Here is a 26,925-nt window from a genome sequence, read left to right on the forward strand (position 1 = left end):
CCAAGGACACCGCGTTTAACCTGCAAGCACGCGCCATCGTTGACGATCATCGCGAGCAAGCTCGCTCCCACAGGGTTCCTGACTGGCCTGCAGGTCGGCGATCTATCCTGTTAGCGATCGTCAGAGGCATAAGGAGGTCTGCCGGGCTCGGCAAAGCTAACCGAACTCTAGACGATCAAATGAACGAGATCTGACAGGCAGACAATCGGTTGCTCAATGTGTTGCAGGGTAGAAACAGCCACGGGCGGACTTCAACGATCCGAACGCGCCAACACCTCGACACCGCCCTCCATCGACAGCACCGCCGAGCGATTGCGCCCCGAGTGTTTGGCCTGATAGAGCGCCGCATCGGCCCGCTGGATGAACACTTCCATGCTGTCGTGCCCCGTCGGCACAAACGAGTAACAACCGAGGCTGACCGTCACATAACCGGTAGGCGACCCGCTGTGTTTGATGTTTTTGTCCATGACGCTGCGGCGAATGTGTTCGGCAATGGTCATGGCGCCGTGGATGTCCGTGTCGGGCAGTAGCACGGCAAACTCTTCACCACCATACCGCACCGCCAGATCGGCCTTGCGATGGCAGCAATTTTTCACCGATCGCGCCACTTGGGCCAGGCAGTGATCACCGACCACATGACCATAGGTGTCGTTGTAGCGCTTGAAAAAATCGATATCGATCATGATCAGGCTCAGCGCACTCTGCTGCCTGGCGCCACGCCCGAACTCGATGTCCAGCGCACGCTCGAACAAGCGGCGATTGCCCAGACCGGTCAGGCTGTCATGGGTGGCAATCAGCTCCAGCGCTTCCTGGGCCTTGCGCAGATCCGCCTCGACTCGCTCGCCGACGCGCACCTGGCGAATGAACACCCAACCGAACACCCCCACACCGAGCATGACCAGGGCAACGATGAGGCAGGAATGAAACGCGGTTTCGTACCACCCCGCAAGAATCGTGTCCTTCGACGAAGCCGCCGAGACCACCAGTGGATAAGCCTCCAATTGTCGGTAGCCAAACAAGCGGACAACGCCGTCCACCAACGAAGTCGACATGGCGCTGCCGGAGGGCGCCCGGGGCAGGAATTTCTCGAAGACTTCGCTCCTGGCCAATGACGTGCCGATCTTCGACTCGATGAAGGGCCGGCGTGCCAGCAACGTTCCATCGGTCAACCCGAGGAACATCGAGCCGTTGTCGTCGATGCTGAAGCTTTTGAAGAACTGGTCGAAGTACGACATTTTGATCCCGGCCATCAACACGCCCTGGAACTGACCGTTCTTGTCGTTCACCCGCCTGGAAACCGGAATGATCCACTCACCGTTTTCCCGGCTGCGAATCGCCGGGCCGATGTGCGCCACGGTCGACACATTTTGCTGATGGAACTTGAAGTACTCGCGATCCGCGACGCCAGAACCGCGAGGCATGTTGTCGAACGAAGTCACCACCCACTGCCCTTTCTGATCGAACAGAAAGATGCCGTGCAATTGATTCAGCGCCTGCACGCGTCGGGCAAAGGTTTTCTGCAGGCGAGGTCGCTGGGGCGGGCCAAACCCGTCGATTTGAATCCAGTCCACCAGACTGGTGAGCACCAGATCGGCCTTCATGAACGTATCTTCAGCCTGCTGCGCCATGGCTCGCGTCAGGTTCGACGAAGCGATCTGGGCCTGGCGCAGGTCGTGGCTGCGGGACTGCTCCAGTTGCAGGTAAAGCAAACCACACAGGCACAGACACACGGCGGCGATGAAAAGCACCGCAGCCTTGCGCAACGGCAGGCGTTTCGATGCGACGCTCGGGGCGTGATGCGGATCATCTGGGCGTAAGAGCAAAAAAATCATCCTGTAGGGGCAATGCATGGGCACCGGCCCAAAACCCCCTCATTTTTGTGCGCGCAGTCTACGGGTTTATCGGGGATAAATGGCAACCACTTGCCCGGTGGTGACGCGGACATGACCCAAGGCAAAAGCTGCATCCCCCGGGAGGAGCTACGATTAGTCATACATCAAGACAGGGAATCGAAATGACCAAGGCAGACGAACTCGCCGCAAAGCTCAAACACACCCGGCATACCAGCGCTGATCAGGTCATCGACAGCTGGCCGGGCCAGGTCTACGAGCTGTATCACCGCATCGAGACCTGGCTGCAGCCCTTGATAGAGGCCGGCTTGACCCTGCGGCGCAATCCCACGCACGTGTTCGAGCGCCACCCCGATGGCGAGACGTACGACTATGCCATCGATCAGTTGGTGATCACCGGCCACGACCACAGCATGATCTTCGACCCCGTCGCCCGCTTCACGGAAGATGGCGAAGGGCGTGTCGAGATCCACTGTGATAGCAACGAAATGGCACTGTTGCGCACCCTTGACGAACACGGTGAAACCCACTGGTGGCTTCAAGTCGTCGAGCAAGCCGCACAACAAGCGGATGCGGTGGCCTTGACTGAAAACGGACTGCTGTCGGTGGTGCAACAAGGGCTGGAACTGTAGCGGGTCACCGCTTTTCATAGGCGTCCGGCGTGCCGGCGAAAGCGTCATTGAGAGCGCCTTCGCCGGCAAGCCGGACCCTACCGGTCCAACACTCCGCTCACTGCTTGCTTTGTTCAGTCACCACCAACGCCGTTTCCGTTCGGGGCAACTCCAGGGCTGGCAGCTTCGTGGGCAGGTTCAACTCTCGCAGTACCGGGGAGTCATAGCCATAGACGTCAGGTTTGAAGGTCACCCGGCCATCCTTGCTCAGGTCGACGGTCCAGTAAGCCAGCAGCACCGGCACCTTGACCGGCAGCATAATGTTTTCGGTTCGTCCATTGGCTAGCTGCTTTTGAATGCCTTCGCTATTCCAGCGCACCGGGTCGTTGAACAGCAACTCGACCAGTTGCAGCGGGTTTTCCACCCGGATGCATCCGGAACTGGTGGCCCGCACGGACCTGGCGAACAGCTCGCGGTGCGGCGTATCGTGCAGGTAAATGGCGTAGTCATTGGGGAAACGAATCACCACCTGCCCGAGGGAGTTCTCGGGGCCGGCATCCTGGCGCAAGGTCAGGCCCTTTGCGCTGGACCAGTCGACGGTTGACGGTTCGAGCACGTTGCCCTGGCGATCGAGCACGCGGATCCGGTTGGCGGCCAGGTAGCCGGGATTCTGTTGAATCTTGGGCAACATATCCTGGACCAGAATCGTCGGCGGCACGGTCCAGGTCGGGTTGAACGTCACGTAGGTAATCTCGGACTGAAACACCGGCGTGCTGCGAAACGGCTTGCCGACCTGTACCCGGGAGCGCCAGATCGGCTGGCCATCTCGGTACAGCGCGACCTTGTAGCCGGCGATGTCGACGACCACAAAGGTGCCCTGCAGTTTGTAGAGCAACCAACGCGCCCGCTCCATGTTCACCCGGACCTGATCGATCCGCGCTTCAACAGGCACATTCAATGCCTCCAGCGTCGTCTTCCCCGCCACGCCATCGGCGCCCAGGTATTGTTCGGTCTGATATTTCTTCACGGCAGCAATGACGCTGTCGTCGTAGTCGCTTCGTTTGCCCTTGGTCGGGGCCAGGTAGCCGGCTGCCACCAAACGGGCACGCAACTGCGCGACCGCCACGCCGTCCATGCCGGGTTTGAGCGACTGCCCTTCGGCAACTTTCGGCCAACCGCCAGCGTCCCGAACCTTGCGCAGCTGCGCCAGGCTTTCACGCATGTTGCGATAAACCGTTTCCTGCGGCGGTGCCTGGGCGAAGGCCCGGGCGACATCGTGGGCATCGAGTGCGGCGAAGAAACTGTTCATGTCCTCGCGAGGATCGACACCGACGGGGTCGAAGTTCCAGTGGAAGTCCAGCCGCGACGGGTCGACTTTACCGCGTCGCAACTGCAGCAACGCCGTGATGTAGGTACGGGTTGCCGCCAGGTCGAACGCCGCCGATTGCGCGGGGGTCGGCGCGGAAGCCTGCAACGCCAGTCGTGCCTGCTCCAGTTCGGCAATCCGGAAATCCTGCGGGACCAGACCGTCGATTTGCGTGTCGTTGAGGCTCTTCAGCAACTGGGCGACGTCGCGCCCATCCGTCCACGCCGCGCGATAGTTGCGATGGGAATAGAAATCCAGGACGACCCGATTGATATCCAGCCGCTGATGCCTGCGCGCAGTGAGCAACGGAGGAAAGGCCGATTGCAGGGGTTCGAGCACCGCTTGTATGGCTTGGCCAACGATATCATTGGGCCCGGCGCCCTGAACCACGATTGGCGGAGTTTCCGGCATGATTGCCGAAGTTTCACCGAGTGCCGTGCCGCTGATCAGAAAGACCATAAAAAATACGCGGCTTATGACGAATAACCTTGTTAATTGCCCCATGGATAATCCTTAATCTCCTGCAAATCAAAAGGCTAGCGTCCTATTCGCTGCTAGACTCGAACTATTCCTGATGAGACTGACTTATGGCGCTACATCGCTTTGGCCTCCCGCTCACAGCCCTGCTGTTGACGTCGGCTTTCCTGCCAGCAGCCTACGCTGATTCTCTTGAAATCGCTCTGGCCAAAGCCGCGCCAAATGCCAATGCCAAAGTCATCGCCCTGGCGGTACACGCCACCCAATGCACCCGCGCCCAAGGCGCAGCCCCCGCGCAGAGACTGGCAGTGATCGATTACTCACTGCCTTCGACCGAACAACGCCTGTGGGTGTTCGATCTGAAAAAGCGCACATTGCTCTTTCACGAACTCGTCGCCCACGGCCGCAACAGCGGCGAAAACATGGCCACCCAATTCTCTAACCAGAATGAAAGTTACGCCACTAGCTTGGGCCTGTTCCGCACGCAAGAAAGCTACCTCGGCTCGAACGGTTACTCATTGCGCATGGAAGGCCTGGAGCCAGGCTTTAACGATAACGCGTTCGAGCGAGCAATCGTCATTCATGGCGCACCGTACGTCAGCCCGGTCCTGGCACGCGCCAACGGCCGCATCGGCAGAAGCCTGGGTTGCCCGGCGGTCAGGCCGGCGATTGCCCATCGGCTAATCGACTCGATGAAAGATGGGCAACTGCTGTTTTCCTACTACCCGGATCAGCGTTGGCTGAAGTCTTCTTCCTACATTAATTGTGGGAGCGGCACCGTGGCGTCGTCAGAACAGGCCACTAAACGCCAGTAATCAAAAAGGCATCGTTTGATATGAATCAATGGCAGCCACTCGCCGGGGAATAAGCTCAGAACACTTCCTCCGTCAGGGTACACGGCCATGCACAAGCACTTCACATCACTCGTCGCCGCGCTGCTCATCTGCAGCCCATTGATTGCTTTGGCGGCGAATGAACCGCCCGCCAGCACCTCGCCAACCGCATCGGCCACCGCCACCCCGCAAGACAAGGCGTTGAGCGAGCAGATGCAAAAAATGCAGGCCGCCCACGATAAAATGGCCGCTGCCAAAACCCCGGCTGAACGTCAGATCGCCATGCAGGAAGGCATGGACGCGATGCGCGGCGGCATGGGCATGATGCACGGCCATTGCCAAGGCATGGGGATGGGCAAAGGCATGGCCGGTGGCCAGGACCGCTCGAACCAGATGATGGACATGATGATGAAAATGATGGATCAGCAATCGAGCATGATGAAGATGCCGATGGGGCAATAGCCTCCCGAGAACAGCGCTTGACCTTGCCATCGTGGCAAGGCCAAACATCACCTCACGTCATCACAGCGCTGGCAGGCACTGCCCGCTACTCACGCTCAAAGAGGTTTACGCAATGAACGGTACTGAACTGCAAGTCGAAGGCATGAGCTGCGGTAGCTGCGTCAAACACATCACCGCTGCACTGCAACCGCTCGCTGGAGTGGGTGAGGTCAACGTCGATTTAGCGTCCGGTCGAGTCAAGGTCACCGGGAATGCCGAAAGCGATGTTCTCCTGTCGGCACTGAAGGACGCCGGCTATCCGGCCAGCGTGAAGACAGAAGATCATTGCGAAGGCTCGAAGAAAAAGCCTGGCTGCGGCGGTTCAGGTTGCTGCTGTCACTAAAACCGCGTCGCCTGTAAAACCGATCATCCAGACGGCAACCGCACTTGAACAAGGGCGTTCCACAGAAGTGGAACGCCCTTTTTGTTGCCAATGACAGCAAAGAGACGGGTTCACTACACTCAGTCCTCTTCGACCCTCACAAAAGCCCGAAAAAATGAAAATCCCACAAAGCGCGATAATGCTCAGCGGCCTGCTCGCTCTATCCCTTGGTGCGTCGGCGGAAGGCACCTCACACCTGGATAGCGTCATCCAACAAGGCCAACTGCGCGTCTGCACGACGGGCGATTACAAACCCTACACCTCCAAAGGCGAAGACGGCGAATACGCCGGGATCGACATCGCCATGGCCCGCTCCCTGGCCGACAGCCTCGGTGTCAAGGTCGAGTGGGTGCCCACCACCTGGAAAACCCTGATGCCGGACATGCTCGCCGGCAAATGCGACATCGGCATGGGCGGTATCTCGGTCACTCTCGAGCGGCAGAAAAAGGCCTTCTTCAGCACCACGCTAGACGTCGACGGCAAAATCCCGCTGGTGCGCTGCGAAGACCAGGCGCAGTACCAGACCCTCGAGCAGATCAACCAACCCTCGGTTCGCCTGGTCGAACCGGCCGGCGGCACCAACGAAGCCTTCGTTCACGCATTGCTGCCCAAGGCGCAGTTGCAACTGCACGACAACGTGAGCATTTTCCAGGAGCTGCTGGACAAGAAGGCTGACGTGATGATCACCGACGCCTCGGAAGCACTGTACCAGCAGAAACTCAAACCGGGGCTGTGCGCGGTCAACCCGACGCAATACATGCAATACGGCGAAAAAGCCTACCTGCTACCCCGCGACGACATGACCTGGAAACTATACGTCGATCAGTGGCTGCACCTGGCCAAGGTGACAGGCAATTACCAGAAGATTCTGCGGCAGTGGCTGGCGGTGCCTGACGCGAAGTAACGCGTCACGCCTGACTACGGTGAAAGAACACAGCACTGTAGGAGCCAGCTTGCCGGCACCTACAGAGGTCAAACCGAACACCGTCAGTCGTCGTGCAGCAACCCCGAACTGTACTCGCCGAAGCTGTTGCTCAACGCATTGCCATGGAAACTCATCTTGTTGGGGTTGCTATTGGTAGGCCCCGGACCAAAGCCAGCGGACGGCACGGATTCGGCCGAATACGTTTCATGAGACGTCACACCCGAACAGGCACTCAACAGCAAAGCACCGGCGATGAGCGAGACTTTGAAGAGGTTTGAGATCATTTTTCGGGTTCCTGTGGGGTGGGTAAGCGGAGGCTGGGTCTTGTCCGTTCATCCTAGGCCGCAGGTGTGTCGGGGATTATGAAACTTTTGTTGGTTACAGCGTTGGTTCAGGTAGTGCAGTTTCTGAATGAAAAAAGGAGTGATCTTCTTCATCAGTATCGTTCCTAGAATTGATAAAGGAACTGCCAGCATCACTTCCACATGATGGGTGGCAGCTGTGCGTAGGTGTGGAAGACCGGAGATCTAGGAACCCGGCGCACCCGAAAGTGCCCCGCGCACAGCCGCCATAATTTAACAGCAGACATGAAAAAAGCGCCTGCTTAAATTCAGGTGGCGCCTTGTGCGCCTAGATCTTGTGAAGGGCTTCCACACCCTTGTCGCTGATTTTGCAGCGACTGTAGAAGGGTATCTATCGGGGTGGCTAGAGGAATAACAATATGGGCAATGTCGACGCGAGTTGAGGGAGATTTCCTACATTTGCGATATGGCATCAACGGCGTGGAAGTTCACAAGGCGCGGTTGCATTACCTCGAACGTGAATCTCAGCGAATAGCCCAATCCTGTTAAACTCCCCCACCTCCCAGCCTCACCGATTCCAGATCCCCAATGTCCGTAACCAACGCCAAGCCTGCCCCGCTCTCCCGTCGTTTTTCCGTCGCACCGATGATGGATTGGACCGACCGCCATTGCCGTTTCTTCCTGCGCCTACTCTCAAAAAACGCCCTCCTCTACACCGAAATGGTCACCACCGGCGCTCTGCTCAATGGCGATCACGAGCGTTTCCTGCGCCATAACGAAGCCGAGCATCCGCTCGCGTTGCAGCTCGGCGGCAGCGTTCCGCTGGATCTGGCCGCCTGCGCCCGCATGGCCCAGGACCACGGCTACGACGAGGTGAACCTGAATGTCGGCTGCCCGAGTGATCGGGTGCAGAACAACATGATCGGTGCGTGCCTGATGGGGCATCCGCAGTTGGTGGCTGATTGTGTGAAGGCGATGCGTGATGCGGTGTCGATTCCGGTGACGGTGAAGCATCGCATCGGTATCAATGGGCGGGACAGTTACGAAGAGTTGTGTGATTTCGTGGGGACGGTTCGGGATGCCGGGTGCACCAGTTTTACCGTGCATGCGCGGATTGCGATTCTGGAGGGGTTGTCGCCGAAGGAGAACCGTGACATTCCGCCCCTGCGTTATGACGTGGCGGCGCAGTTGAAGGCGGATTTTCCGGAGCTGGAGATCATTCTCAACGGCGGCATCAAGACGCTGGAAGCCTGTCACGAGCATTTGCAGACGTTCGACGGTGTGATGCTGGGTCGTGAGGCGTATCACAACCCTTATGTAATGGCCGAGGTGGACCAGCAGTTGTTCGGCAGCAAGGCGCCGGTGATCACTCGCGCCGAGGCGTTGGCGCAATTGCGGCCTTATATTGCTGCGCACATCAATGCCGGCGGTTCGATGCACCACATTACCCGGCATGTGCTCGGCCTGGGCACCGGGTTTCCGGGTGCGCGCAAATTCCGGCAGTTGCTGTCGGTGGATATCCACAAGGCCAAAGACCCGCTGGCGTTGCTGGATCAGGCGGCGGCGTTGCTCGAAGGGCGCTGACGGTCGGTTGCTTTGAACCTGTGGTCTGTTTTGGCATCGTATTTACCGATACCGCGCCCCGCCTTTCAAACAGCCGTTTTCAGGTTGTTGCCGCAGGGGCCATCGATACACGTAAGCGCCCTTGAGTGGCTGTCAGCGCTCGGGTAATGTCATCAGACCCATAGGACAGAGCACGCCCATGACTTCCAAGCTGGAACAACTCAAACAAATGACCACCGTCGTTGCCGACACCGGCGACTTCGAAGCAATCGCTCGGGTTAAACCGGTAGACGCCACCACCAACCCTTCCCTGCTGCTCAAAGCGGCGGCGATTCCTGCTTACGCCGAATTGCTGAACGCTTGCGCCAACGACTGCAAGGGCGATGTGGGCCTGGCCAGCGACCGGTTTGGCGTTGCAGTGGGTCAAGAAATCCTGAAAGTGATCCCGGGTCGCATTTCCACCGAGGTGGATGCGCGCCTGTCGTTCGACACTGACGCCGTATTGAAGCGCGCGCATCGTCTGATCGAACTGTACGAAAAGGCCGGCATCGGCCGCGACCGTGTGCTGATCAAGATCGCCTCCACCTGGGAAGGCATCCGCGCGGCGGAGATTCTGGAAAAGGAAGGCATCCAGACCAACCTGACCCTGCTATTTTCCTTCGCTCAGGCGGCTGCTTGCGCTGACGCCGGGGTGTTCCTGATTTCGCCGTTCGTGGGCCGTATCTACGACTGGTACAAGAAAGCCAACGGCAACGACTACACCGGCGCGGACGATCCGGGCGTGCAGTCGGTGACGCGCATCTACAACTACTACAAGGCCAACGGCTACAAAACCGTCGTGATGGGCGCGAGCTTCCGCAACCTGGGCCAGATCGAACAACTGGCCGGCTGCGATCGTCTGACCATCAGCCCGGACCTGATCGACAAGCTGGCGGCGGACACTGGCAAGCTGGAGCGCAAACTGGCGCCAGGGCATGCCGGCGAAGCACGTTTGAGCCTGAATGAAGCGCAGTTCCGCTGGTTGTCCAACGAGGACGCGATGGCGACCGAGAAACTGGCTGAAGGTATTCGTCAGTTCGCGCGCGATCAGGAGAAACTCGAAGCATTGCTGCAAGCCAAGCTGTGATCTAGTTCAGCGCACGTGCAAAAAGGGCGAACCATTGGGTTCGCCCTTTTTTTGCGCATCAGGCAATAGGTTGGCTTCGCAAGGGCCTCAGGGGATCAATGCCGCTCCAACGCATTCACCAGATCATGGAACGCTTCGCGATTATGGTCGTTCAGCCCCATGAGGATCTTGTGCGCTTCCAGCACCTTGATTCGCACCACTTCTTCCGACTGGTCCTGATCCGGCAGGTCGTCCAGGCATTCCGGGCACGGCACGGGCTTGTCAACGATGTTGAACACTTGCTCGAAGCCCATGGACTGCAGCAGCCGGGTGATGTCTTCGTGGGTGGTGACGACGGTCGGCAGCAGACCGACCTTTTGCCGCGAGAGAATCGACAGCTTGGCCAGAAGGCCAAGGGTGGTGCTGTCGATGCTGCGGGTTTCAGTCAGGTCGATCACGATGGTGTTGAAATTCAACGCCGTGAAGATCCGATCAATAGTCGCATCCAACGCCGAACACAGGGTCAGGCGAACTTCACCGACGAACTTGAGGACGAAGGTGCCGTCCTGCTCGGCGAACTGGATTCTACCGGTACTCATTAAAGATTCCTGCTCAACACCAACAGGGCGATATCATCCGGCATCTCCCCTAGCGTGGCCAATCCAAAAACCTGCCGCAGACCATCCAGGCTGCCGCCCGCCGCCTTGACCCGTTGGGGCAATGCAGCTTCTTTTTCTTTGAGTGTGGGTTCTGGCAAAAGGTCCAGAATGCCATCGGACATCAGCGTCAGGCTGAAGGTCGGTGGCAGTTCCAGCACGTGGTCTTCGTAGGTGGCTTCGTTGAAGAGGCCCACCGGCAGGCCACGCCCTTCCAGATAACGAACACTGTCGGGTGTGTACAACACTGGCAACGGCAAATGACCACCGATGCTATAGGTCAACAAACCTGTCTCCTCGTCGATGACTCCACCGACCATTGTGACGTGTTTACCCAGCTTACAACTGATCAGGCCCCGGTTGATATGACCAAGAACCTCTGAAGGCTTGAATTCCGGCAATGTACCGCTGCGCTTGGACTCGAACAGCAGGCGCGTGGTCATGAACTTCAACAGCACGGTGACGAAGGCTGAAGAGGCGCCATGCCCGGAAACGTCCGCCAGGTAGAACGCCACCCGGCGCTCGTCGACGCGGAAATAGTCGACGAAATCACCCGACAGGTACAGCGACGGGATGATCTGGTGAGCAAACTTGAACTCGTCGATGGTCCAGGGGCTGACCGGCAGCATGTTCATCTGCACCTGGCGACCGGCGTTCTGGTCTTCCTGGAGCAGGTTCAGACTGGCGGCGAGCTCACGGTTGGCCTTCTCCAGCTTCTCGCGGTAGCGCTGGTTTTCCAGCAGCAGGCGCGCACGATCCAGGGCCCGACGCACAGAGTGCTCGAGCACGGCCAGATCTTCGAGAGGCTTGATCAGGTAATCCGCTGCGCCCAGGCGCAACGCTTCGACCGCGTCGTTCATCACACCGGCGCCCGACACCACGATCACCGGCGTTTGCGGCGACAGCTCGGTCACCTGGCGGATGAGTTCGAGCCCGCCCATCTGCGGCATGCGCAGATCGCAGATCACCAAGTCGGGCTTGTCTTGCTCGAATACCTGAAGGCCCTGCTGGCCATTGCTGGCCTGCAAGACGCTGAAACCACTGTCTTCCAAATAGGCGGCGAGACTCGCGCGCACTACCTCGTCATCATCGATTATCAGCAGCGTGGCACTGGTTTTTGGCATGTGGGCAAACGGCGCCAGAATTAGGTTGGCGTAGCGGCTCGGGTTTTGGCCCGGCTCAAACTACTGGATTCGCTTTCTAGCCTCTCTGTCGCACTGTTTTCGAGCATTTGCCCTACACGCATGTACACCAGAGGTGCCCTTCTAAGGCGCAGACGGTACTCCCATCCGCGAGGCGTTTCAAGCTCACGCCGATGGTCGCTTGAGGTCTACACTTGTCAAATCACCGAGAGTTATAAGAACCGTCAAAACCGTAACCCAATGGAAGGATCAAACCCATGAGCCAAACCCGTCGAGACTATAGCGAAAAGCGCGATTACATCCGCATGCGGGTCGATGCCGATGTGTCACTGATTCATGAGGGGGATGAGGTGCCAGCCGTCTGTATCGACCTTTCCAGCAGTGGCATGCAGCTTCAGGCGCAGCGCTCGTTCAGGGTCGGTGACCGGCTACTTGTACGCATCGAATCCGAGCATCAAGCGTTGAAAGGGCTCGAAGCCGACACCGAGGTGGTGTGGGTGAACGAACCGGAAGACGGCAATCAGAAACTCGGCCTTACAATATTGAGAATGAAATAACGTCGCTCCAGACGAAAAAAAGCGGCCCGATGACGGCCGCTTTTTTGTTTTATCGGTCAGGATTTAAAAATCGTCTTCGACCTGACCGTCCTTGACCTTGAATTCGCGGTTCTGCAAGTACGCGTTACGGATGAAGGTGTACTTGTCGCCAGTGATCAATTTCTCGCTCGACAGCAGGTTGGCGCGGGTGTCAGTGACATCCAGGACGAAGAACGAGTTACGCACCGGCACGTCATTCACATAGCGGTAAGCGCCAGTGTAGGTGTCGACGAATTTCGAGGGCGCGTCACGCACGGTGCTCGGGCCGAAGAACGGCAGCATCACATAAGGACCACTGCCCACGCCCCAATAACCAAGCGTCTGGCCGAAGTCTTCATCATTGCGATGCAAGCCCATCTTGGTGCCGACATCGATGAAACCCAACAGGCCGAAGGTGGTGTTGAAAATCAGGCGTGCAGTATCGACACCGGCGGCGGCTGGCTTGGCTTGCAGCAGGTCGTTGGCCAGGTTGCGCACATCACCGATGTTCTGGAAGAAGTTATGAATGCCGTCTTCGACAAACTGCGGCGTCACGTACTGATAGCCCTGGGCCAAAGGCTTCAGCGCATAGGTGTCGAGTACGTCGTTGAACTTGTAGATCGGGCGGTTGATGCTTTCCCAAGGATCGTCTTCCGACGCTGCCTGGGCAACGAACGGAACCAGCAACGCGCTGGCGCACACACAAAGCTGAGCTAGATGATTGCTCCAGCGCATAGAAAAACTCCTTGGATTGTACTGACACGGACGCATTGGCCCGGCGGAAAGACCATCAGTATAAGACGGAAAGACTGCTTTAGGCATCATCAGGCCACTGGCGCCGCAGATGATTCTGCATCGATTGCGAGCCATTCACACCCATGTCACTCAACTGTCACCGTCGTCGCTTAGCCTTGAGGCTATTTCAGGGACGTTGACATGCCGCACGCTGAAACCTCACCTCAACCTGCGCCGCGCCTGACCGCCGTGCTGTTCGGCCTCAGTGGCTGCCTGGTGGATTTCGGCGCCCGTACGCGCCTGAACGGTGGCCACGCGGCCGAGCACGCCGAGGCCACGCCCGGCGCCCTGAAGAGTCTGCGCAGCTTGCAGCATCAACAGATTCCCTGCGCCTGGCTCGACGAACTGCCCTCCTCCCTCAGCCTTCCGTTGGCCGCCGCCCTGCCGGAATGGATCAAACCTTCGCAACACCTCGAAACAATCAATCCTTGGCCGGCGCCGCACGCCTGCTGGCAAGCGTTGATGGCGCTGAACGTCGAGAAGCTGGATGGCTGCGTGCTGGTCAGCGGCGAACCGCGCTTGCTGCAAGCCGGGCTCAATGCCGGCCTGTGGACGATCGGCCTGGCGTCCTGCGGCTCGCTTTGCGGGATGTCGCCCATCGAATGGCAGGCGCTGTCGCCTCAAGAGCGCGATCTGAAACGCGGTAAGGCAACGATGCAACTTTTCGCCCTGGGCGTGCATTCGGTGATCGATCACCTGGATGAGCTCGACACCTGCCTGGCCGATATCAGCCTGCGCCGGCTCAAAGGCGAAAAGCCCTGATCGAGATCATGCAGGTTAGGCGGGAGTGGATTAATCTAAAGGTCAGCCATAGACCTTTGGCGCGCCATCGCGGTCTATGCCAATGCCAATCGATAAAAGGAAGAACGCAATGCCTGCCCGCGAACTGCAAGAACAGCTCAATGCCCTGCGCGAGCAATTGGAACAGAATCCTCCGCTGACAGAAGCCGAGCGCGCAGACCTGCACGCGCTGATGCAACAGATCTCGCTTGAACTTGAACTCGAAACCAAGACCAAGGATGTCAACCTCGCCGATGGCGTCAATCTGGCGGTGGAACGCTTCGAACTCGAACACCCGACCCTGGCCGGCACCCTGCGCAACATCGCGCAAGCCTTGGGCAACATGGGGATCTGAAAAAGAACCTTGCAGGAGCGAGCTTGCTCGCTCCTTCATTAGATCGTCATTGACGGACCAGACGATGGTTCGGCAACTGCACCTCTTCAGTACTGCGATACGGGTTGATATCCAGTCCGCCACGACGAACGTAACGCGCATAAACCGTCAACTTCTCCGGCTTCAGCAAGCGCTGCAGATCAAGGAAGATGCGTTCCACGCACTGTTCATGGAAATCCGAGTGCTGACGGAAGCTGACGATGTATTCCAGCAAGCTCGCATGATCCAGCGCCGCGCCACGGTATTCCACCGCCACGCTACCCCAGTCAGGCTGACGGGTGACCGGACAGTTGGACTTGAGCAGATGGCTGTGCACGCTCTCCTCCACAATGCGGCTTTCATCGCACCGCAGCAGTTCCGGACGTGGATGCTCGTAGTTGCTGACACTGATATCCAGCTCATCGATGCACACACCCGGCAACGCCACGACGCCTTCGGCCTCGACATCTTTCAGGCTGCGAATACGCACGCCGACCGGTTTGCCGGCGGCGGCGGACAGGTCTTTGACCAGCGTCGCTTCGAGGCTCGCAGTGTCGGCGAACGGTGTCTGGTTCAGGGAGTTGAGGTACAGCTTGAACGACTTCGACTCAATGATGTTCGGCGAATCCGCCGGAATGCTGAACTCACCGATGGCCACCACCGGCTTGCCCGACGGCAACAGCCACGACAATTCAAAGCAGTTCCAGAAGTCCACGCCCTTGTACGGCAGGGTTTCAGCCGTCAGGCCCAGCTCGGCCCACTTCGCAGTACGCGGAATCGGGAACAGCAAGGACGGCGTGTAAGTGGCGATGTATTCGCTGGATTTGCCCAGCGGCGAGTGTTCGGCTGCGGGATGCATGGCGGAAACCTGACTGAAGAATCAGCGGATTCTACCAGCCTTTGTTCCCGCCTTTGAGTGCTTACTGACTGACTGTCAATTTACCTACCATGCCGGCCTGGTAATGACCGGGGACGTTGCAGGCAAATTCCAGGTTGGCGGCTTTGCTGAAGGTCCAGGTCAGTTCGGCGGTTTTACCCGGTTCTACCAGTACACTGTTGGGGTCGTCGTGCTTCATGGCATGCCCTTGAGATGAGTGATCCATCCCGGCCATCGACCCGTGATCCATGTTCATCATGCCTGTAGGCGTCATCATGCCGCTTTGCTGCATCTGCAACATTTCCTGCTGGTGTCTGGCATGCATCGCCGCGTCACCGAGGTTGAACTCGTGCAGCAATTGACCTTTATTCACCAGGACAAAGCGAATGGTCTCCCCGGCCTTGATATCAATGGCCTTGGGGGTGAACGACATGTCGCCCATCACCACCTCGACGCTGCGGGTCGCCTTGGACGCGGGTGCCGGTTGGCCGAAGTCGTAGGTACTCGCTGGCGCGGCCCAGACCGGTGAGCTCAGTGCCAACACACAAGCGGCCAATGCCAAAGATTTGCGCAAAAACATGGTCGTACTCCAACAAGATAAGGTTCAGCCTGTGGAAAACTCTAGACTGCTACCGCTGCCCGCAACCTGACAGCCAGATTACAACTTTGTCAGCTTGGCCTGCCCCGTTGCCGCCCACGGTATAAAGCTGTCGTTCCATTTAGCCCGAGTCGCCCATGAAACTGCTGATCGTCGAAGACCAACCAAAAACCGGCCAGTACTTGCGCCAAGGCCTGAGCGAGGCCGGCTTCAACACCGAACTGGTGGCCGATGGCAGCACCGGCCAGCAATTGGCGTTGAGCGGCGACTACGCGCTGCTGATTCTCGATGTGATGCTGCCAGGTCGCGATGGCTGGCAGATTCTGCAGGCCGTGCGCAGTGCCGGCCTGGACACGCCGGTTCTGTTTCTGACGGCGCGGGATGCCGTGGAAGACCGGGTTCACGGCCTCGAACTCGGTGCCGACGACTACCTGGTCAAGCCTTTCGCCTTTTCCGAGTTGCTCGCCCGGGTTCGCAGCCTGTTGCGTCGTGGCAGCGCGACGCCCCAGGAAACCAGCCTGCAACTGGCCGACCTGCGCCTGGACCTGATCCGCCGTCGGGTCGAACGCGGTGGCCAGCGCATCGACCTGACCGCCAAGGAATTCGCCTTGCTGGAAATGCTCCTGCGACGCCAGGGCGAAGTGCTGCCCAAATCGCTGATCGCCTCCCAGGTCTGGGACATGAATTTCGACAGCGACACCAACGTCATCGAAGTCGCGATCCGCCGCCTGCGCCTGAAAATCGACGATGAATTCCCCAACAAACTGATCCACACCGTACGCGGCATGGGTTACGTACTCGAAGAGCGTCCAGCCTGATGCCACGACTTTCACTGAGCAGTCGCCTGGCACTGCTTTTCGCGGCGTGCACGGCGGTGGTGTCGTTGTTCGCCGGGGTGCTGTTCAGCCGCGCCAGCGAGGCGCACTTCGTTGAGCTTGATCAGCAGTTGCTCGACAGCAAGCTGATCGGCGTACGGCGAGCGCTGCATGACATTCAGTCGCGGGACAGTGAAGTCAAACTGGCCGATGAATTAAGCCCCCAGGCCGATCTCTCATTGCGCATCACCGGCAGCGACGGCCGGCGCTGGTATGACAGTTCCGCAAGCCTGCCGGACCTGCTGCCGCAAAAACCGGGGTTATCGACCATCAACGACCATGGAACCGACTACCGCGTCCTGAATGCACCTTTGTTTGACGACAAACCCGACTCACCGCAATTGACCCTGCTGCTGGACATCACCCATCACCAACACTTCCTGCAACGCATGCAGCATTTGATCTGGATGACGGTCGGCCTGTCGGCCCTGGCCACCGCCCTGCTCGGCGCCTGGGCGGCACGCAGCGGGTTGCGGCCACTACGACGCATGAGCACGATCGCCAGCGGTGTTTCAGCGCATTCGCTCAACGCACGCCTGCCGGAAGAGAGCATGCCGTCGGAGCTGGCGGAAATGGCCCACAGCTTCAACGAAATGCTTGGAAGACTCGACGACGCCTTTCAACGGCTTTCGGCGTTCTCCGCCGACATTGCCCATGAACTGCGCACACCGCTGTCGAACCTGCTGACCCACACCCAAGTCACCCTCACCCGCCCTCGCCCCATCGAGGACTACCGCGAAGCGCTGCACAGCAACCTCGAAGAACTGCAATGGATGGCGCAATTGGTCAACGACATGTTGTACCTGGCGAAAGCCGACCATGGATTGTTGATGCCCAAACGCGAAGCGCTGGATCTGGCGGCAGAGGCGGATGTGTTACTGGAATTTTTCGCACCGCTGGCCGAGGACGTTCGGGTGACGCTGAACCGCGAAGGTCACGGGCACATGATGGGTGATCGGAACATGTTGCGACGGGCGCTTTCCAATTTACTGGACAATGCGTTGCGGTTTACGCCCGCTGATGGCGAGGTACGGGTGAAGATAATCGATCAACCCAAAGGCCTGAGCCTGACAGTTGAAAACAGCGGCGACGGGATTTCAAAGGATTTGCTGCCGCGCCTGTTTGATCGCTTCTACCGCGTGGATCCTGCACGCCACGAAGGCAGCAGCGAGCATGCGGGACTGGGATTGGCGATCACCCAGTCGATTGTCAACGCCCACGGCGGGACGATTCATTGCGAATCGGAAAACGGCTGGACGCGGTTTGTGATTGAGTTGCCGAAGGAGGTATGAGGCTAGCAGGACCGGCCTCTTCGCTGGCAAGCCAGCTCCCACAGGTTTTTGCGCTGTCCACAACACTGTAGGAGCCGGCTTGCCGGCGAATGCGATTTCAGCGCTTACGAATAACGCAACGCATGAGCCGGCTCGATCTTCGCCGCACGCCACGCCGGGTAAACCGTTGCCAGGAAGCTCAACACGAACCCCGCCGAGCAGATCAACAACACATCCCCGCCCTGCAACTCGGACGGCAGGTTGCTGACGAAATACACGTCGGAACTGAAGATGTGTTGCCCGCTGACCCGCTCGATCCAACCCACCATTTCACTGACGTTCAGCGCCGCGATCACGCCAAGTACACCACCGATCAGGGTGCCGACAATCCCGATGACCGTGCCCTGCACCATGAAGATCGCCATGATCTGACGCGGCGTCGCGCCGATGGTGCGCAGGATCGCGATGTCCGCGCCCTTGTCGTTCACGACCATGATCAGGGTCGCGATGATGTTGAACGCCGCCACTGCGACGATCATCAACAACAGCAGGCCGATCATGGTTTTTTCCATTTTCATCGCACTGAACAGGCTGCCCTGGGTGTGGGTCCAGTCGTCAGCCTTGTAGGCCGCCCCCAGACCGCTGGCGATATCGCTGGAAACCTGCGGCGCGGCGTACAGATCCTTCACCGCCAGGCGCACGCTCTGCACCTGATTCGGCGCCCAATGCTGCATTTGCGCGGCGTCGGCCATGTGGATCAGTGCCATCGTGCCGTCGAGCTCGGCGCCTACCTTGAACACGCCGACCACGTTCAGACGCTGCATGCGCGGGGTGATACCGCCCGGCGCATTGCTGACCTCCGGCACGATCAGGGTGATCTTGTCGCCCACGTTCAAACGGAAGCGCCGTGCGGTGATTTCGCCGATCACCACGCCGAACTCACCTGGCTTCAACGCATCGAGACGTCCCTGGACGATGTGCTTGGCGACGATCGACACCTGGCCTTCCAGCGCCGGATCAACGCCGCTGACCTGGATTGGCTGCATCGTGCCTTTATAGGACAGCATGCCTTCCATCTCGGTGAACGGCACGGCCGCCGTCACTTCGGGATTTTTCATCGCGGCGGCGGCTACCGGCTGCCAATCATCGATAGGGTTTACACCGACGATAGTGGCGTGCGGCACCATGCCGAGGATGCGAGAGCTCATTTCGCGCTGGAAGCCGTTCATCACCGACAGCACCACGATCATCGCCAGCACGCCCAGGGCGAGGCCGATCATCGAGGTCATCGAGATGAAGGAAACAAAGCGATTGCGGCGCTTGGCGCGGGTATAGCGCGTGCCGATAAAGATCGATAACGGTCTGAACATTCGCTGGGGCACCGTATAAAAATAAAAGACCCGACGTGATTTTCATCCCCGCCGGGTTTCAGCCAATCAGATAGGCGTCAGACAACCTTCCTGCAAATGCAGGACGCGATCCATCTGGCGGGCCAGGTTCATGTCGTGGGTCACCACCAGGAACGCCGTGCGCATCGAAGTGCTGAGTTCCAGCATCAAGTCCTGAATGCCCTGGGCGGTGTGGGAGTCGAGGTTGCCGGTCGGCTCGTCGAGCATGACCAGGCCTGGCTTGTTCACCAGGGCGCGGGCGATGGCGACACGCTGACGCTCACCACCGGACAGTTCGGCCGGCTTGTGCTCCAGGCGATGGCCCAGCCCCACACGCTCCAGCAGCGCCGTTGCACGCTGGCGCGCTTCCGGGATAGCGGTCTTGCCGATCAGCAGCGGCATGCAGACGTTTTCCAGCGCGGTGAATTCCGGCAGCAAGTGGTGGAACTGATAAACGAAACCCAATGACCGGTTGCGCAGCAGGCCGCGATTCTTCTCGCTGAGGGCCGACAGTTCCTCACCGTCGAGCCAGACGCTGCCTTTGGTCGGCGTGTCGAGGCCGCCCAACAGATTGAGCAAGGTACTTTTGCCCGAACCCGAGGTGCCGACAATTGCCACGCGCTCACCCGGGTGCAACTCCAGTTGCAGGCCGGCCAACACTTGCACCGACTCCGGGCCTTCCTCGTAGGATTTGCCCAGGTTGCGGCAGCTCAAGATTGCTTTATCACTCATGCCCGACTCACTCATAACGTAGCGCCTCCGCAGGCTGGGTGCGCGCGGCACGCCAGGCTGGATACAGGGTGGCGAGGAAACTCAGGACCAACGCGGCGGCGCAGACCATCAACACATCCTGGCTCTGCACCTGCGACGGCAGGTAATCGATGAAATACACGTCGGCGTTGAGGAATTTGTGCCCGATCAGGCCTTCCAGCGCCGAGATCGCGGCGCTGACATTCAGCGCGGCGAAGATCCCGACCACGGCACCGATGGCCGTACCGACCACGCCAATGACCGTGCCTTGCACCATGAACGTGCGCATGATCGTGCCAGGCGTGGCACCGAGGGTACGCAGAATCGCGATGTCGCTCTTCTTGTCGTTCACCACCATCACCAGCGTGGAAATGATGTTGAACGCGGCCACGGCGACGATCAGCAGCAATAACAGGCCGATCATGGCTTTTTCCATGCGGATCGCCTGATACAGGTTGCCGTGGGTACGGGTCCAGTCGCGGGCGTAGTAACGATCTTCGCCGAGTTCGCGGGCGATGCTCCACGCGGTGCGCGGCGCCTGGAACAGGTCATCGAACTTCAGGCGCAGGCCCTGGACCTGGTCCGGCTTCCAGCGATGCAACCGCGCAAGGTCCTGCAGGTTGGTGACGCCCAGGTAACCGTCGAGCTCACCGGCGCCGACGTGGAAAATGCCGACCACGGTGAAACGCTTCATGCGCGGAAACATCCCGGCGGGGGTCACGGTGACTTCCGGCGCCACGAAGGTCAGCTTGTCGCCGATCGCCGCGCCAAGTTTGGCCGCCGCCTTGTCACCGATGACGATGCCGAACTCGCCCGGCACCAGGTCGTCGAGTTTGCCCTGCTGCATGAAGTTATCAATGATCGACACCTGGCGTTCTTGCGCCGGGTCGATGGCATTGAGCAGGACTTTCGAGACCTTGCCGTTGTTGGTCAGCAACCCCTGCATTTGCGTGAACGGCGCAACGGCCGTCACCTGCGGATTCTGCTTGACCTTGGTCGCAAGGCTTTGCCAATCGCTGATCGGCTCGCCGGACTCGATGGTCGCATGGGGCACCATGCCCAGCACGCGGGTGCGCATCTCATGATCGAAGCCGTTCATCACCGACAGCACCACGATCATCACGACCACGCCGAGGGCGAGTCCGATCATCGAGGTCAGGGAAATGAATGACACAAAATGATTGCGACGCTTTGCACGGGTATAACGCGTGCCGATAAATACGAAGAGAGGTCTGAACATGTCGGGGCTTGTTCGGAGGGAAAAGGAACGTCCTTGTGGCGGGGGTTGATAACCAGCTTTACACTCAGACCACCGCCGCTACCATGGGTTCGCCATGTCGACATTAGATGAAGAAGATCGCCGCGAATACTACCGTATCGAGGACACGATCGCACTGGAAATTCGGCCCCTGTCCGCTCCCGAAGCCGCAGGCCAGGAAGTGTTGCAGGATGCTTCCCCACTCTTCAACGTGCTCAGTGAACTGCACCTGAGCGAATTCGAGTCGCAGCACCTGTTGCGCCAGATCAGCGAGCGTGACCGCAACCTCGCGGCGTTCCTCAAGTCCCAGAACAAACGCATCGATTTGCTGAGCCAGGTGGTCGCCATCACCGTACTCGGGCAGATCGGTGAACCGCAGCCGGTGATCCTCTCCGAAGGCGGTATCGACTTCCAGCACCCCACGCCCATTGCCACCGGAGCACACCTGTCGGTCAAACTGGTGCTGATGCCGCAAGCCCTTGGCCTGTTGTTGCGCGCTCGCGTCACCCATTGTGACCGCAAGGGCGACAGCTACGCCGTCGGCACCGAGTTCGAACACCCGACCGACGCGCAGCGGCAACTGCTGGCCCGCTACATCTTGCAAAAGCAGGCCCAGGAACGACGCCTGGCCCGCGAACAAATCGAATCAGGCAATTAATTTAAGGAAGAACCGTGACCCTCATCTACGGCCATCGCGGCGCCAAGGGCGAAGCACCGGAAAACACCCTGACCAGCTTTCAGGAATGCCTCAAGCACGGCGTACGCCGTTGCGAACTGGACTTGCACCTGTCCATGGACGGCGAACTGATGGTCATCCACGACCCGACCCTCAAGCGCACCACCGACCGTCGCGGCAAGGTGGTCGAGCACACGGCGGCGGAGCTGGTGACCTACGACGCGCGCAAGGGCGGCCCGGGCTGGATCAAGCCATGCCCGATCCCGACCCTGGACTCTCTGTTCGAAGAATGCGATTTCGATCACTGGCAACTGGAAGTCAAAAGCGCTTCACGCACCCGCGCGGCAACCACCGTGCTGGCGATTCGTGAAATGGCGCAACGGCATGGCCTGATGGACAAGGTGACGATCACCTCCAGCTCGCGGGAAGTGCTGAAGGCTGCGCTGGACCTGGTGCCGGACGTGTCCCGCGGACTGGTCGCCGAGTACGCCTGGCTCGACCCGCTGAAGGTCGCGGCAAGCTATGGCTGCGGGATTCTGGCGCTGAACTGGACCCTGTGCACGCCGGAACGCCTGGAGAAGGCGCAGCGTCAGGGGTTGCATGTGTCGGTATGGACCGTCAACGAGCCTGCGCTGATGCGCAGACTCGCTGACTTCGGCGTTGACAGCCTGATTACAGACTTTCCCGGTTTGGCCATTGCCACGCTCGAGAATTGCTGAAATCGGTCTCCCCGGCCGGCTCAGGCCACCGGCCGGAGCCACTCAAAAAAGCCGGTTGAGGCCGTCGTACGCCGCTACCCGATAGGCTTCGGCCATGGTCGGGTAGTTGAACGTGGTGTTGACGAAATACTTCAGGGTATTTTGCTCGCCCGGCTGGCTCATGATCGCCTGACCGATGTGCACGATCTCCGACGCCTGATAACCGAAGCAATGCACGCCCAGCACTTCCAGGGTTTCGCGGTGGAACAGGATCTTCAGCATGCCTTGCGGCTCGCCGGCGATCTGCGCCCGCGCCATGCTCTTGAAGAACGCCTTGCCCACTTCGTACGGCACTTTGGCCTGGGTCAGCTCTTGCTCGTTCTTGCCGATCGAACTGATCTCCGGAATGGTGTAGATCCCGGTCGGTACGTCGTTGACGAAGCGCCAGCTGCCGTTGTCGACGATGCTGCCAGCGGCCGAACGGCCCTGGTCGTGGGCGGCACTGGCCAGGCTCGGCCAGCCGATCACGTCACCGGCGCCGTAAATGTTCGGCACGCAGGTGCGATAAGCCTCATCGACTTCGATCTGGCCGCGGCTGTTGACCTTGACGCCGATGTTTTCCATACCGAGTTGATCGGTGTTACCGGTACGGCCGTTGCACCAGAGCAAGGCGTCGGCCTTGATCTTCTTGCCGGACTTCAGATGCAGGATCACGCCGTTGTCCACACCTTCGACGCGGTCGTAGTCTTCGTTGTGGCGAACCGTGATGTTGTTGTTGCTGAAGTGGTAGCTCAACGCCTGGGAAATTTCCGAGTCGAGGAAGCTCAGCAACTGACCACGGTTGTCCACCAGCTCAACCAGTACACCCAGACCACTGAAAATCGATGCGTATTCGCAACCGATCACGCCGGCGCCGTAAACGATCAGTTTGCGCGGGGTGTGGCCGAGGCTGAGGATGGTGTCGCTATCGTAGATACGCGGGTGGTTGAAATCGATGTCGGCCGGACGATACGGACGCGAGCCGGTGGCGATGATGATGTGCTTGGCCACCAGTTTTTCAACCACGCCATTGGCGCAGACCACTTCGATGGTTTGCTCGTCGGCGAAGCTGCCGGTGCCGAAGAACACGTCGACGCGGTTACGGGCGTAGTAGCCGGTGCGCGAGGCGACTTGTTTGGCGATGACTTTTTCGGCGCTTTTCAGCACGTCCGGGAACGAGAACCAGCGCGGTTCACCAATGGCCCGGAACATCGGGTTGGTGTTGAACTGCATGATCTGCCGGACCGAGTGACGCAGTGCCTTGGACGGGATGGTGCCCAAGTGAGTGCAGTTGCCGCCGACCTGGCGACGGCTATCGACCATCGCCACCTTGCGTCCCGCTTTGGCGGCGTTCATTGCCGCGCCTTCCCCCGCCGGGCCGGAACCCAACACCACCACGTCGTAGTTGTAGACAGCCATGCGTACTCCTCAGAACAGGCCGTGGCGCCATCGGCACCTGCGGCTAAATCACGCCAATCTGTGGCATGAAGGAACAATTTGGGGCCAGTGCAGAACCCGGACACAGTCTATAGAAGCGTCAACGCCGCGCACATTAACCCTTGGTCGCGTCGTAGGCTAGTTTTGCCTGCGCTACAACGTCAGTCTTCAGTGCTTGAAACGCCCTGATCATTCGGTTTTCCCACCCGTGACCCGTTCAAAAGCGTGACTGGTACGTGTGACGAAACCTGTATCGGCACGAATCACAAAAAATGCGCCGATATCGTGTTTTTCCGCGTAGTCCCAACCGCGCTCCGGGCCAAGAATCAACAACAGCGTCGACAAGCCATCGGCCATCAACGCTGAAGGATGAATGACCGTGACGGACGCCAGCGTGCTTGAGACCGGCGCACCGGTGCGGGCATCGAAGGTATGGGAATAGCGCCGCCCACCCTGCTCGAAATAATTTCGGTAGTCGCCGGAGGTGGACAAGCCGAAACCGTCGACGGCGACGATACGCTCAGCGACCTGTTGATCGTCGCGAGGCTCTTCCAGGGCGATGCGCCACGGCGAACCGTCAAGCTTCTTGCCCGCGGCCTTGAGTTCGCCAGTGGCTTCGGCCAGGTAGTCGTGAATGCCCAGTGCTTCGAGTCGTGCGGCAATCGTATCGACCGCGTAACCGGCGGCAATGCTGTTGAAGTCGACCTCGACTGCAGCATCCTTGCACAGCTGATCGCCCTCGATGCGCAGGTGTTGATAACCGACTCGCTGCCGCGCCTGCGCCAACGCCTGTTCAGCCGGGACTTTTTCCTCGCGCCCCTGCGGGCCAAACCCCCAAAGGTTGAGCAGCGGTTCCACCGTCAGGTCGTAGGAGCCTTCGCTTTGTTCCGACAGTTGTTCACCCACGCGGATCAATTTGAGGATGGACGCAGGCATTTTCTGACAGCGATTGGCGGGCAGGTCATTGAAGCGCTCGATATCCGAATCGCTGCGGTAGGTCGACAGTTGCCGGTCGATGTCAGCGAGGATTTTTTCCACCTCGACACGAACATCTGCCGCCGCCGGGAGACCGGCACGGCGCACGTACTTGATCGAATACGTGCTGCCCATGGTCGGGCCGCCAAAGCTTTCCATGGAGTCGCCGTTGCCGCAGGCGGACAACACGACGATCAGAGACACGAGACCAAACAGCCGCCCATTCAACAAACCCTGCATCCCCGACAGTCCATGGCACAACGCCAAGGCCAGCGATTATGCGACAGGCCCCGACATTTTTGCGCTGCGTGTCCCACTTAATTCGCTCCAGTGCGCCATTCGAACCGTGTAATGGCAAAAACGTTTAAGCAGCTAGCTAATTAATGGTTGCCTATCCATATCGCCACACATATTGTTACAAAATGCTCGCCAAAGGTGCCTTGCCTTTCAGCGACAGGAAGGGACGCGTCTGAATCAAGGATCTCCAATAAAACAGCCAACAGCGAGTACGTTCAAATGTCCTCTAATACGGGCAAAGGCAAGGCGATTTTTCGCGTTGTCAGCGGCAACTTCCTCGAGATGTTCGACTTTATGGTCTATGGCTTCTACGCCACAGCCATCGCCAAAACCTTCTTTCCTGCCGATAGCGCTTTTGCGTCCCTGATGCTCTCGCTGGCCACTTTCGGGGCGGGCTTCCTGATGCGCCCGTTGGGGGCGATTTTCCTCGGTGCCTACATCGACCGCCACGGTCGTCGCAAGGGGCTGATCATCACCCTGGCCTTGATGGCCGCCGGCACGATATTGATCGCCTGCGTGCCGGGCTACGCGACCCTCGGTGTCGCCGCTCCGCTGATCGTGCTGTTCGGTCGACTGCTGCAAGGTTTCTCGGCGGGGGTGGAGCTGGGGGGCGTGTCGGTGTACCTGGCGGAAATTTCCACGCCGGGACGCAAAGGGTTCTTCGTCAGTTGGCAGTCCGCCAGCCAGCAAGCCGCGGTGGTATTCGCCGGGCTGCTGGGTGTTGGCTTGAACCATTGGCTCAGCCCGGAACAAATGGGTGATTGGGGCTGGCGCGTTCCGTTCCTGATCGGCTGCATGATCGTGCCGGTGATCTTCGTGATACGTCGTTCGCTGGAAGAAACACCAGAATTCCAGGCCCGCAAGCATCGTCCAACCCTGCGCGAAATTGTCCGTTCGATCAGTCAGAATTTCGGCATCGTCATCGCCGGCATGGCGCTGGTGGTGATGACCACGGTGTCGTTCTACCTGATCACCGCCTACACCCCGACCTTTGGCAAGGCCGAACTGCACTTGTCGGACATGGATGCCTTGCTGGTCACCGTGTGCATCGGCCTCTCGAATTTCTTCTGGCTGCCGGTGATGGGTTCAGTGTCAGACAAGATCGGACGTAAACCCCTGCTGCTGGCGGCGACCATTCTGGCGATTCTCACCGCCTACCCGGCATTGTCGTGGCTGGTGGCGAACCCGAGCTTCAGCCATCTGTTGATCGTCGAACTCTGGCTGTCGTTCCTCTATGGCTCGTACAACGGCGCCATGGTGGTGGCCCTGACCGAGATCATGCCAGTGGAAGTTCGTACAACCGGCTTCTCCCTGGCCTACAGCCTGGCGACCGCGACCTTCGGCGGTTTTACCCCGGCGGCCTGTACTTACCTGATCCATGTGCTGGACAACAAAGCGGCACCGGGGATATGGCTCAGCGCTGCGGCGATGCTGGGGTTGATCGCGACGCTGGTACTGTTCCGCGGCAACAAGCACGAACTGCGCACGGCACGCGCCTCAGTGGCTGGCGGCGCCTGACAGATCGCTATCGCGGGCAAGCCCTCCCCCAC

Annotated in this window: 28 protein-coding genes; 15 read left to right on the forward strand and 13 right to left on the reverse strand. The window is 59.3% G+C overall.

The features are described from left to right. Positions 1-251 precede the first annotated feature (251 nt). Entirely contained in the window at positions 252-1,823 is a 1,572-nt protein-coding gene (locus BLV61_RS06640) for a sensor domain-containing diguanylate cyclase (protein WP_236693111.1), read from the reverse strand. Between the two features lie 191 nt (positions 1,824-2,014). Here BLV61_RS06640 and BLV61_RS06645 point away from each other — a divergent pair, with 191 nt between their 5' ends. After that, a complete protein-coding gene (locus BLV61_RS06645) occupies positions 2,015-2,482 on the forward strand; it encodes a hypothetical protein (RefSeq protein WP_047531291.1) in 468 nt (155 codons plus the stop codon). Positions 2,483-2,579: 97 nt separating this feature from the next. Here BLV61_RS06645 and BLV61_RS06650 read toward each other — a convergent pair whose 3' ends face one another. After that, the gene (locus BLV61_RS06650) at positions 2,580-4,331 is read right to left on the reverse strand and encodes a L,D-transpeptidase family protein (RefSeq protein WP_090463723.1); all 1,752 of its coding nucleotides are present in this window, start codon (positions 4,329-4,331) and stop codon (positions 2,580-2,582) included. A gap of 83 nt (positions 4,332-4,414) precedes the next feature. On the opposite strand from BLV61_RS06650, the gene BLV61_RS06655 reads away from it, so the two are divergent. The 4 genes from BLV61_RS06655 (at position 4,415) to BLV61_RS06670 (ending at position 6,924) form a co-directional block, all read left to right on the forward strand. Continuing rightward, positions 4,415-5,119 (forward strand): murein L,D-transpeptidase catalytic domain family protein, encoded by a 705-nt coding sequence (locus BLV61_RS06655; protein ID WP_047531295.1) that lies wholly within the window; start codon positions 4,415-4,417, stop codon positions 5,117-5,119. An 87-nt stretch (positions 5,120-5,206) separates the two neighbouring features. Continuing rightward, positions 5,207-5,599, forward strand: a complete 393-nt coding sequence (locus BLV61_RS06660; RefSeq protein WP_090463726.1) for a hypothetical protein — start codon at positions 5,207-5,209, stop codon at positions 5,597-5,599. Positions 5,600-5,711: 112 nt separating this feature from the next. Next, complete coding sequence (locus BLV61_RS06665) at positions 5,712-5,981, forward strand: heavy-metal-associated domain-containing protein (RefSeq protein ID WP_047531299.1); 270 nt, start codon at positions 5,712-5,714, stop codon at positions 5,979-5,981. Between the two features lie 178 nt (positions 5,982-6,159). After that, positions 6,160-6,924 (forward strand): transporter substrate-binding domain-containing protein, encoded by a 765-nt coding sequence (locus BLV61_RS06670; RefSeq protein ID WP_425272115.1) that lies wholly within the window; start codon positions 6,160-6,162, stop codon positions 6,922-6,924. Between the two features lie 83 nt (positions 6,925-7,007). On the opposite strand, the gene BLV61_RS06675 is transcribed toward BLV61_RS06670, so the two are convergent. Continuing rightward, positions 7,008-7,229, reverse strand: a complete 222-nt coding sequence (locus BLV61_RS06675) for a hypothetical protein (RefSeq protein WP_090463733.1) — start codon at positions 7,227-7,229, stop codon at positions 7,008-7,010. 606 nt (positions 7,230-7,835) lie between these two features. Here BLV61_RS06675 and dusA point away from each other — a divergent pair. Together dusA and tal are read left to right on the forward strand one after the other, a co-directional pair. Next, positions 7,836-8,831 carry a tRNA dihydrouridine(20/20a) synthase DusA gene (gene dusA / locus BLV61_RS06680; protein WP_090463736.1) on the forward strand — a complete coding sequence of 332 codons (996 nt, stop codon included), beginning with the start codon at positions 7,836-7,838 and terminating at the stop codon, positions 8,829-8,831. 178 nt (positions 8,832-9,009) lie between these two features. Beyond that, complete coding sequence (tal, locus tag BLV61_RS06685) at positions 9,010-9,936, forward strand: transaldolase (protein ID WP_090463739.1); 927 nt, start codon at positions 9,010-9,012, stop codon at positions 9,934-9,936. Positions 9,937-10,031: 95 nt separating this feature from the next. Here the strand turns inward: tal and rssC are convergent, their stop codons facing one another. Together rssC and rssB are read right to left on the reverse strand one after the other, a co-directional pair. Further along, positions 10,032-10,514, reverse strand: coding sequence for an anti-sigma factor antagonist RssC (gene rssC, locus BLV61_RS06690; protein ID WP_047531307.1), 483 nt, complete (start codon positions 10,512-10,514; stop codon positions 10,032-10,034). Then, positions 10,514-11,695: a two-component system response regulator RssB gene (rssB, locus tag BLV61_RS06695; RefSeq protein ID WP_047531309.1), complete on the reverse strand. Its 1,182-nt coding sequence runs from the start codon at positions 11,693-11,695 to the stop codon at positions 10,514-10,516. The genes rssC and rssB overlap by 1 nt, the downstream gene beginning before the upstream one ends. Positions 11,696-11,970: 275 nt before the next feature. Here rssB and BLV61_RS06700 point away from each other — a divergent pair, with 275 nt between their 5' ends. Then, positions 11,971-12,270 (forward strand): PilZ domain-containing protein, encoded by a 300-nt coding sequence (locus BLV61_RS06700; protein WP_047531311.1) that lies wholly within the window; start codon positions 11,971-11,973, stop codon positions 12,268-12,270. 63 nt (positions 12,271-12,333) lie between these two features. On the opposite strand, the gene BLV61_RS06705 is transcribed toward BLV61_RS06700, so the two are convergent. Further along, complete coding sequence (locus tag BLV61_RS06705) at positions 12,334-13,023, reverse strand: MlaA family lipoprotein (RefSeq protein ID WP_047531313.1); 690 nt, start codon at positions 13,021-13,023, stop codon at positions 12,334-12,336. Positions 13,024-13,224: 201 nt separating this feature from the next. Between BLV61_RS06705 and pcrP the strand changes: the two genes are divergently transcribed. Both pcrP and BLV61_RS06715 read left to right on the forward strand, forming a co-directional pair. Beyond that, the gene (gene pcrP / locus BLV61_RS06710) at positions 13,225-13,845 is read left to right on the forward strand and encodes an HAD superfamily inactivated hydrolase PcrP (RefSeq protein ID WP_047531315.1); all 621 of its coding nucleotides are present in this window, start codon (positions 13,225-13,227) and stop codon (positions 13,843-13,845) included. 109 nt (positions 13,846-13,954) lie between these two features. Beyond that, positions 13,955-14,218: a DUF4404 family protein gene (locus BLV61_RS06715; protein ID WP_090463742.1), complete on the forward strand. Its 264-nt coding sequence runs from the start codon at positions 13,955-13,957 to the stop codon at positions 14,216-14,218. Positions 14,219-14,264: 46 nt separating this feature from the next. Here BLV61_RS06715 and queF read toward each other — a convergent pair whose 3' ends face one another. Next, the gene (queF, locus tag BLV61_RS06720; RefSeq protein WP_090463745.1) at positions 14,265-15,095 is read right to left on the reverse strand and encodes an NADPH-dependent 7-cyano-7-deazaguanine reductase QueF; all 831 of its coding nucleotides are present in this window, start codon (positions 15,093-15,095) and stop codon (positions 14,265-14,267) included. Between the two features lie 61 nt (positions 15,096-15,156). Then, positions 15,157-15,693: a copper-resistant cuproprotein CopI gene (copI, locus tag BLV61_RS06725; RefSeq protein ID WP_090463748.1), complete on the reverse strand. Its 537-nt coding sequence runs from the start codon at positions 15,691-15,693 to the stop codon at positions 15,157-15,159. Between the two features lie 155 nt (positions 15,694-15,848). Between copI and BLV61_RS06730 the strand changes: the two genes are divergently transcribed. Further along, positions 15,849-16,529, forward strand: coding sequence for a heavy metal response regulator transcription factor (locus BLV61_RS06730; protein WP_047531323.1), 681 nt, complete (start codon positions 15,849-15,851; stop codon positions 16,527-16,529). Continuing rightward, on the forward strand, positions 16,529-17,878 hold the full coding sequence (locus BLV61_RS06735) for a heavy metal sensor histidine kinase (protein WP_090463751.1): 1,350 nt from the start codon (positions 16,529-16,531) through the stop codon (positions 17,876-17,878). The genes BLV61_RS06730 and BLV61_RS06735 overlap by 1 nt, the downstream gene beginning before the upstream one ends. Before the next feature lie 104 nt (positions 17,879-17,982). On the opposite strand, the gene BLV61_RS06740 is transcribed toward BLV61_RS06735, so the two are convergent. From BLV61_RS06740 to BLV61_RS06750, 3 genes are all read right to left on the reverse strand, one after another. Continuing rightward, entirely contained in the window at positions 17,983-19,227 is a 1,245-nt protein-coding gene (locus BLV61_RS06740) for a lipoprotein-releasing ABC transporter permease subunit (RefSeq protein ID WP_047531327.1), read from the reverse strand. Positions 19,228-19,293: 66 nt separating this feature from the next. Beyond that, entirely contained in the window at positions 19,294-19,977 is a 684-nt protein-coding gene (gene lolD / locus BLV61_RS06745; RefSeq protein WP_167361784.1) for a lipoprotein-releasing ABC transporter ATP-binding protein LolD, read from the reverse strand. A 7-nt stretch (positions 19,978-19,984) separates the two neighbouring features. Further along, positions 19,985-21,235 (reverse strand): lipoprotein-releasing ABC transporter permease subunit, encoded by a 1,251-nt coding sequence (locus BLV61_RS06750; protein ID WP_047531331.1) that lies wholly within the window; start codon positions 21,233-21,235, stop codon positions 19,985-19,987. Positions 21,236-21,329: 94 nt separating this feature from the next. On the opposite strand from BLV61_RS06750, the gene BLV61_RS06755 reads away from it, so the two are divergent. Together BLV61_RS06755 and BLV61_RS06760 are read left to right on the forward strand one after the other, a co-directional pair. Continuing rightward, complete coding sequence (locus BLV61_RS06755; protein ID WP_047531332.1) at positions 21,330-21,911, forward strand: PilZ domain-containing protein; 582 nt, start codon at positions 21,330-21,332, stop codon at positions 21,909-21,911. Positions 21,912-21,925: 14 nt separating this feature from the next. Further along, entirely contained in the window at positions 21,926-22,648 is a 723-nt protein-coding gene (locus tag BLV61_RS06760; protein WP_047531334.1) for a glycerophosphodiester phosphodiesterase, read from the forward strand. 42 nt (positions 22,649-22,690) lie between these two features. Here BLV61_RS06760 and sthA read toward each other — a convergent pair whose 3' ends face one another. Both sthA and BLV61_RS06770 read right to left on the reverse strand, forming a co-directional pair. After that, entirely contained in the window at positions 22,691-24,085 is a 1,395-nt protein-coding gene (gene sthA / locus BLV61_RS06765) for a Si-specific NAD(P)(+) transhydrogenase (protein WP_047531336.1), read from the reverse strand. Positions 24,086-24,292: 207 nt separating this feature from the next. After that, positions 24,293-25,318, reverse strand: coding sequence for an FAD:protein FMN transferase (locus tag BLV61_RS06770; protein WP_047531338.1), 1,026 nt, complete (start codon positions 25,316-25,318; stop codon positions 24,293-24,295). Between the two features lie 276 nt (positions 25,319-25,594). Between BLV61_RS06770 and tcuC the strand changes: the two genes are divergently transcribed. Then, entirely contained in the window at positions 25,595-26,893 is a 1,299-nt protein-coding gene (tcuC, locus tag BLV61_RS06775) for an MFS transporter (RefSeq protein WP_047531340.1), read from the forward strand. Positions 26,894-26,925 lie beyond the last annotated feature (32 nt).

This window comes from Pseudomonas mohnii, assembly GCF_900105115.1.
Classification (GTDB): domain Bacteria; phylum Pseudomonadota; class Gammaproteobacteria; order Pseudomonadales; family Pseudomonadaceae; genus Aquipseudomonas; species Aquipseudomonas mohnii.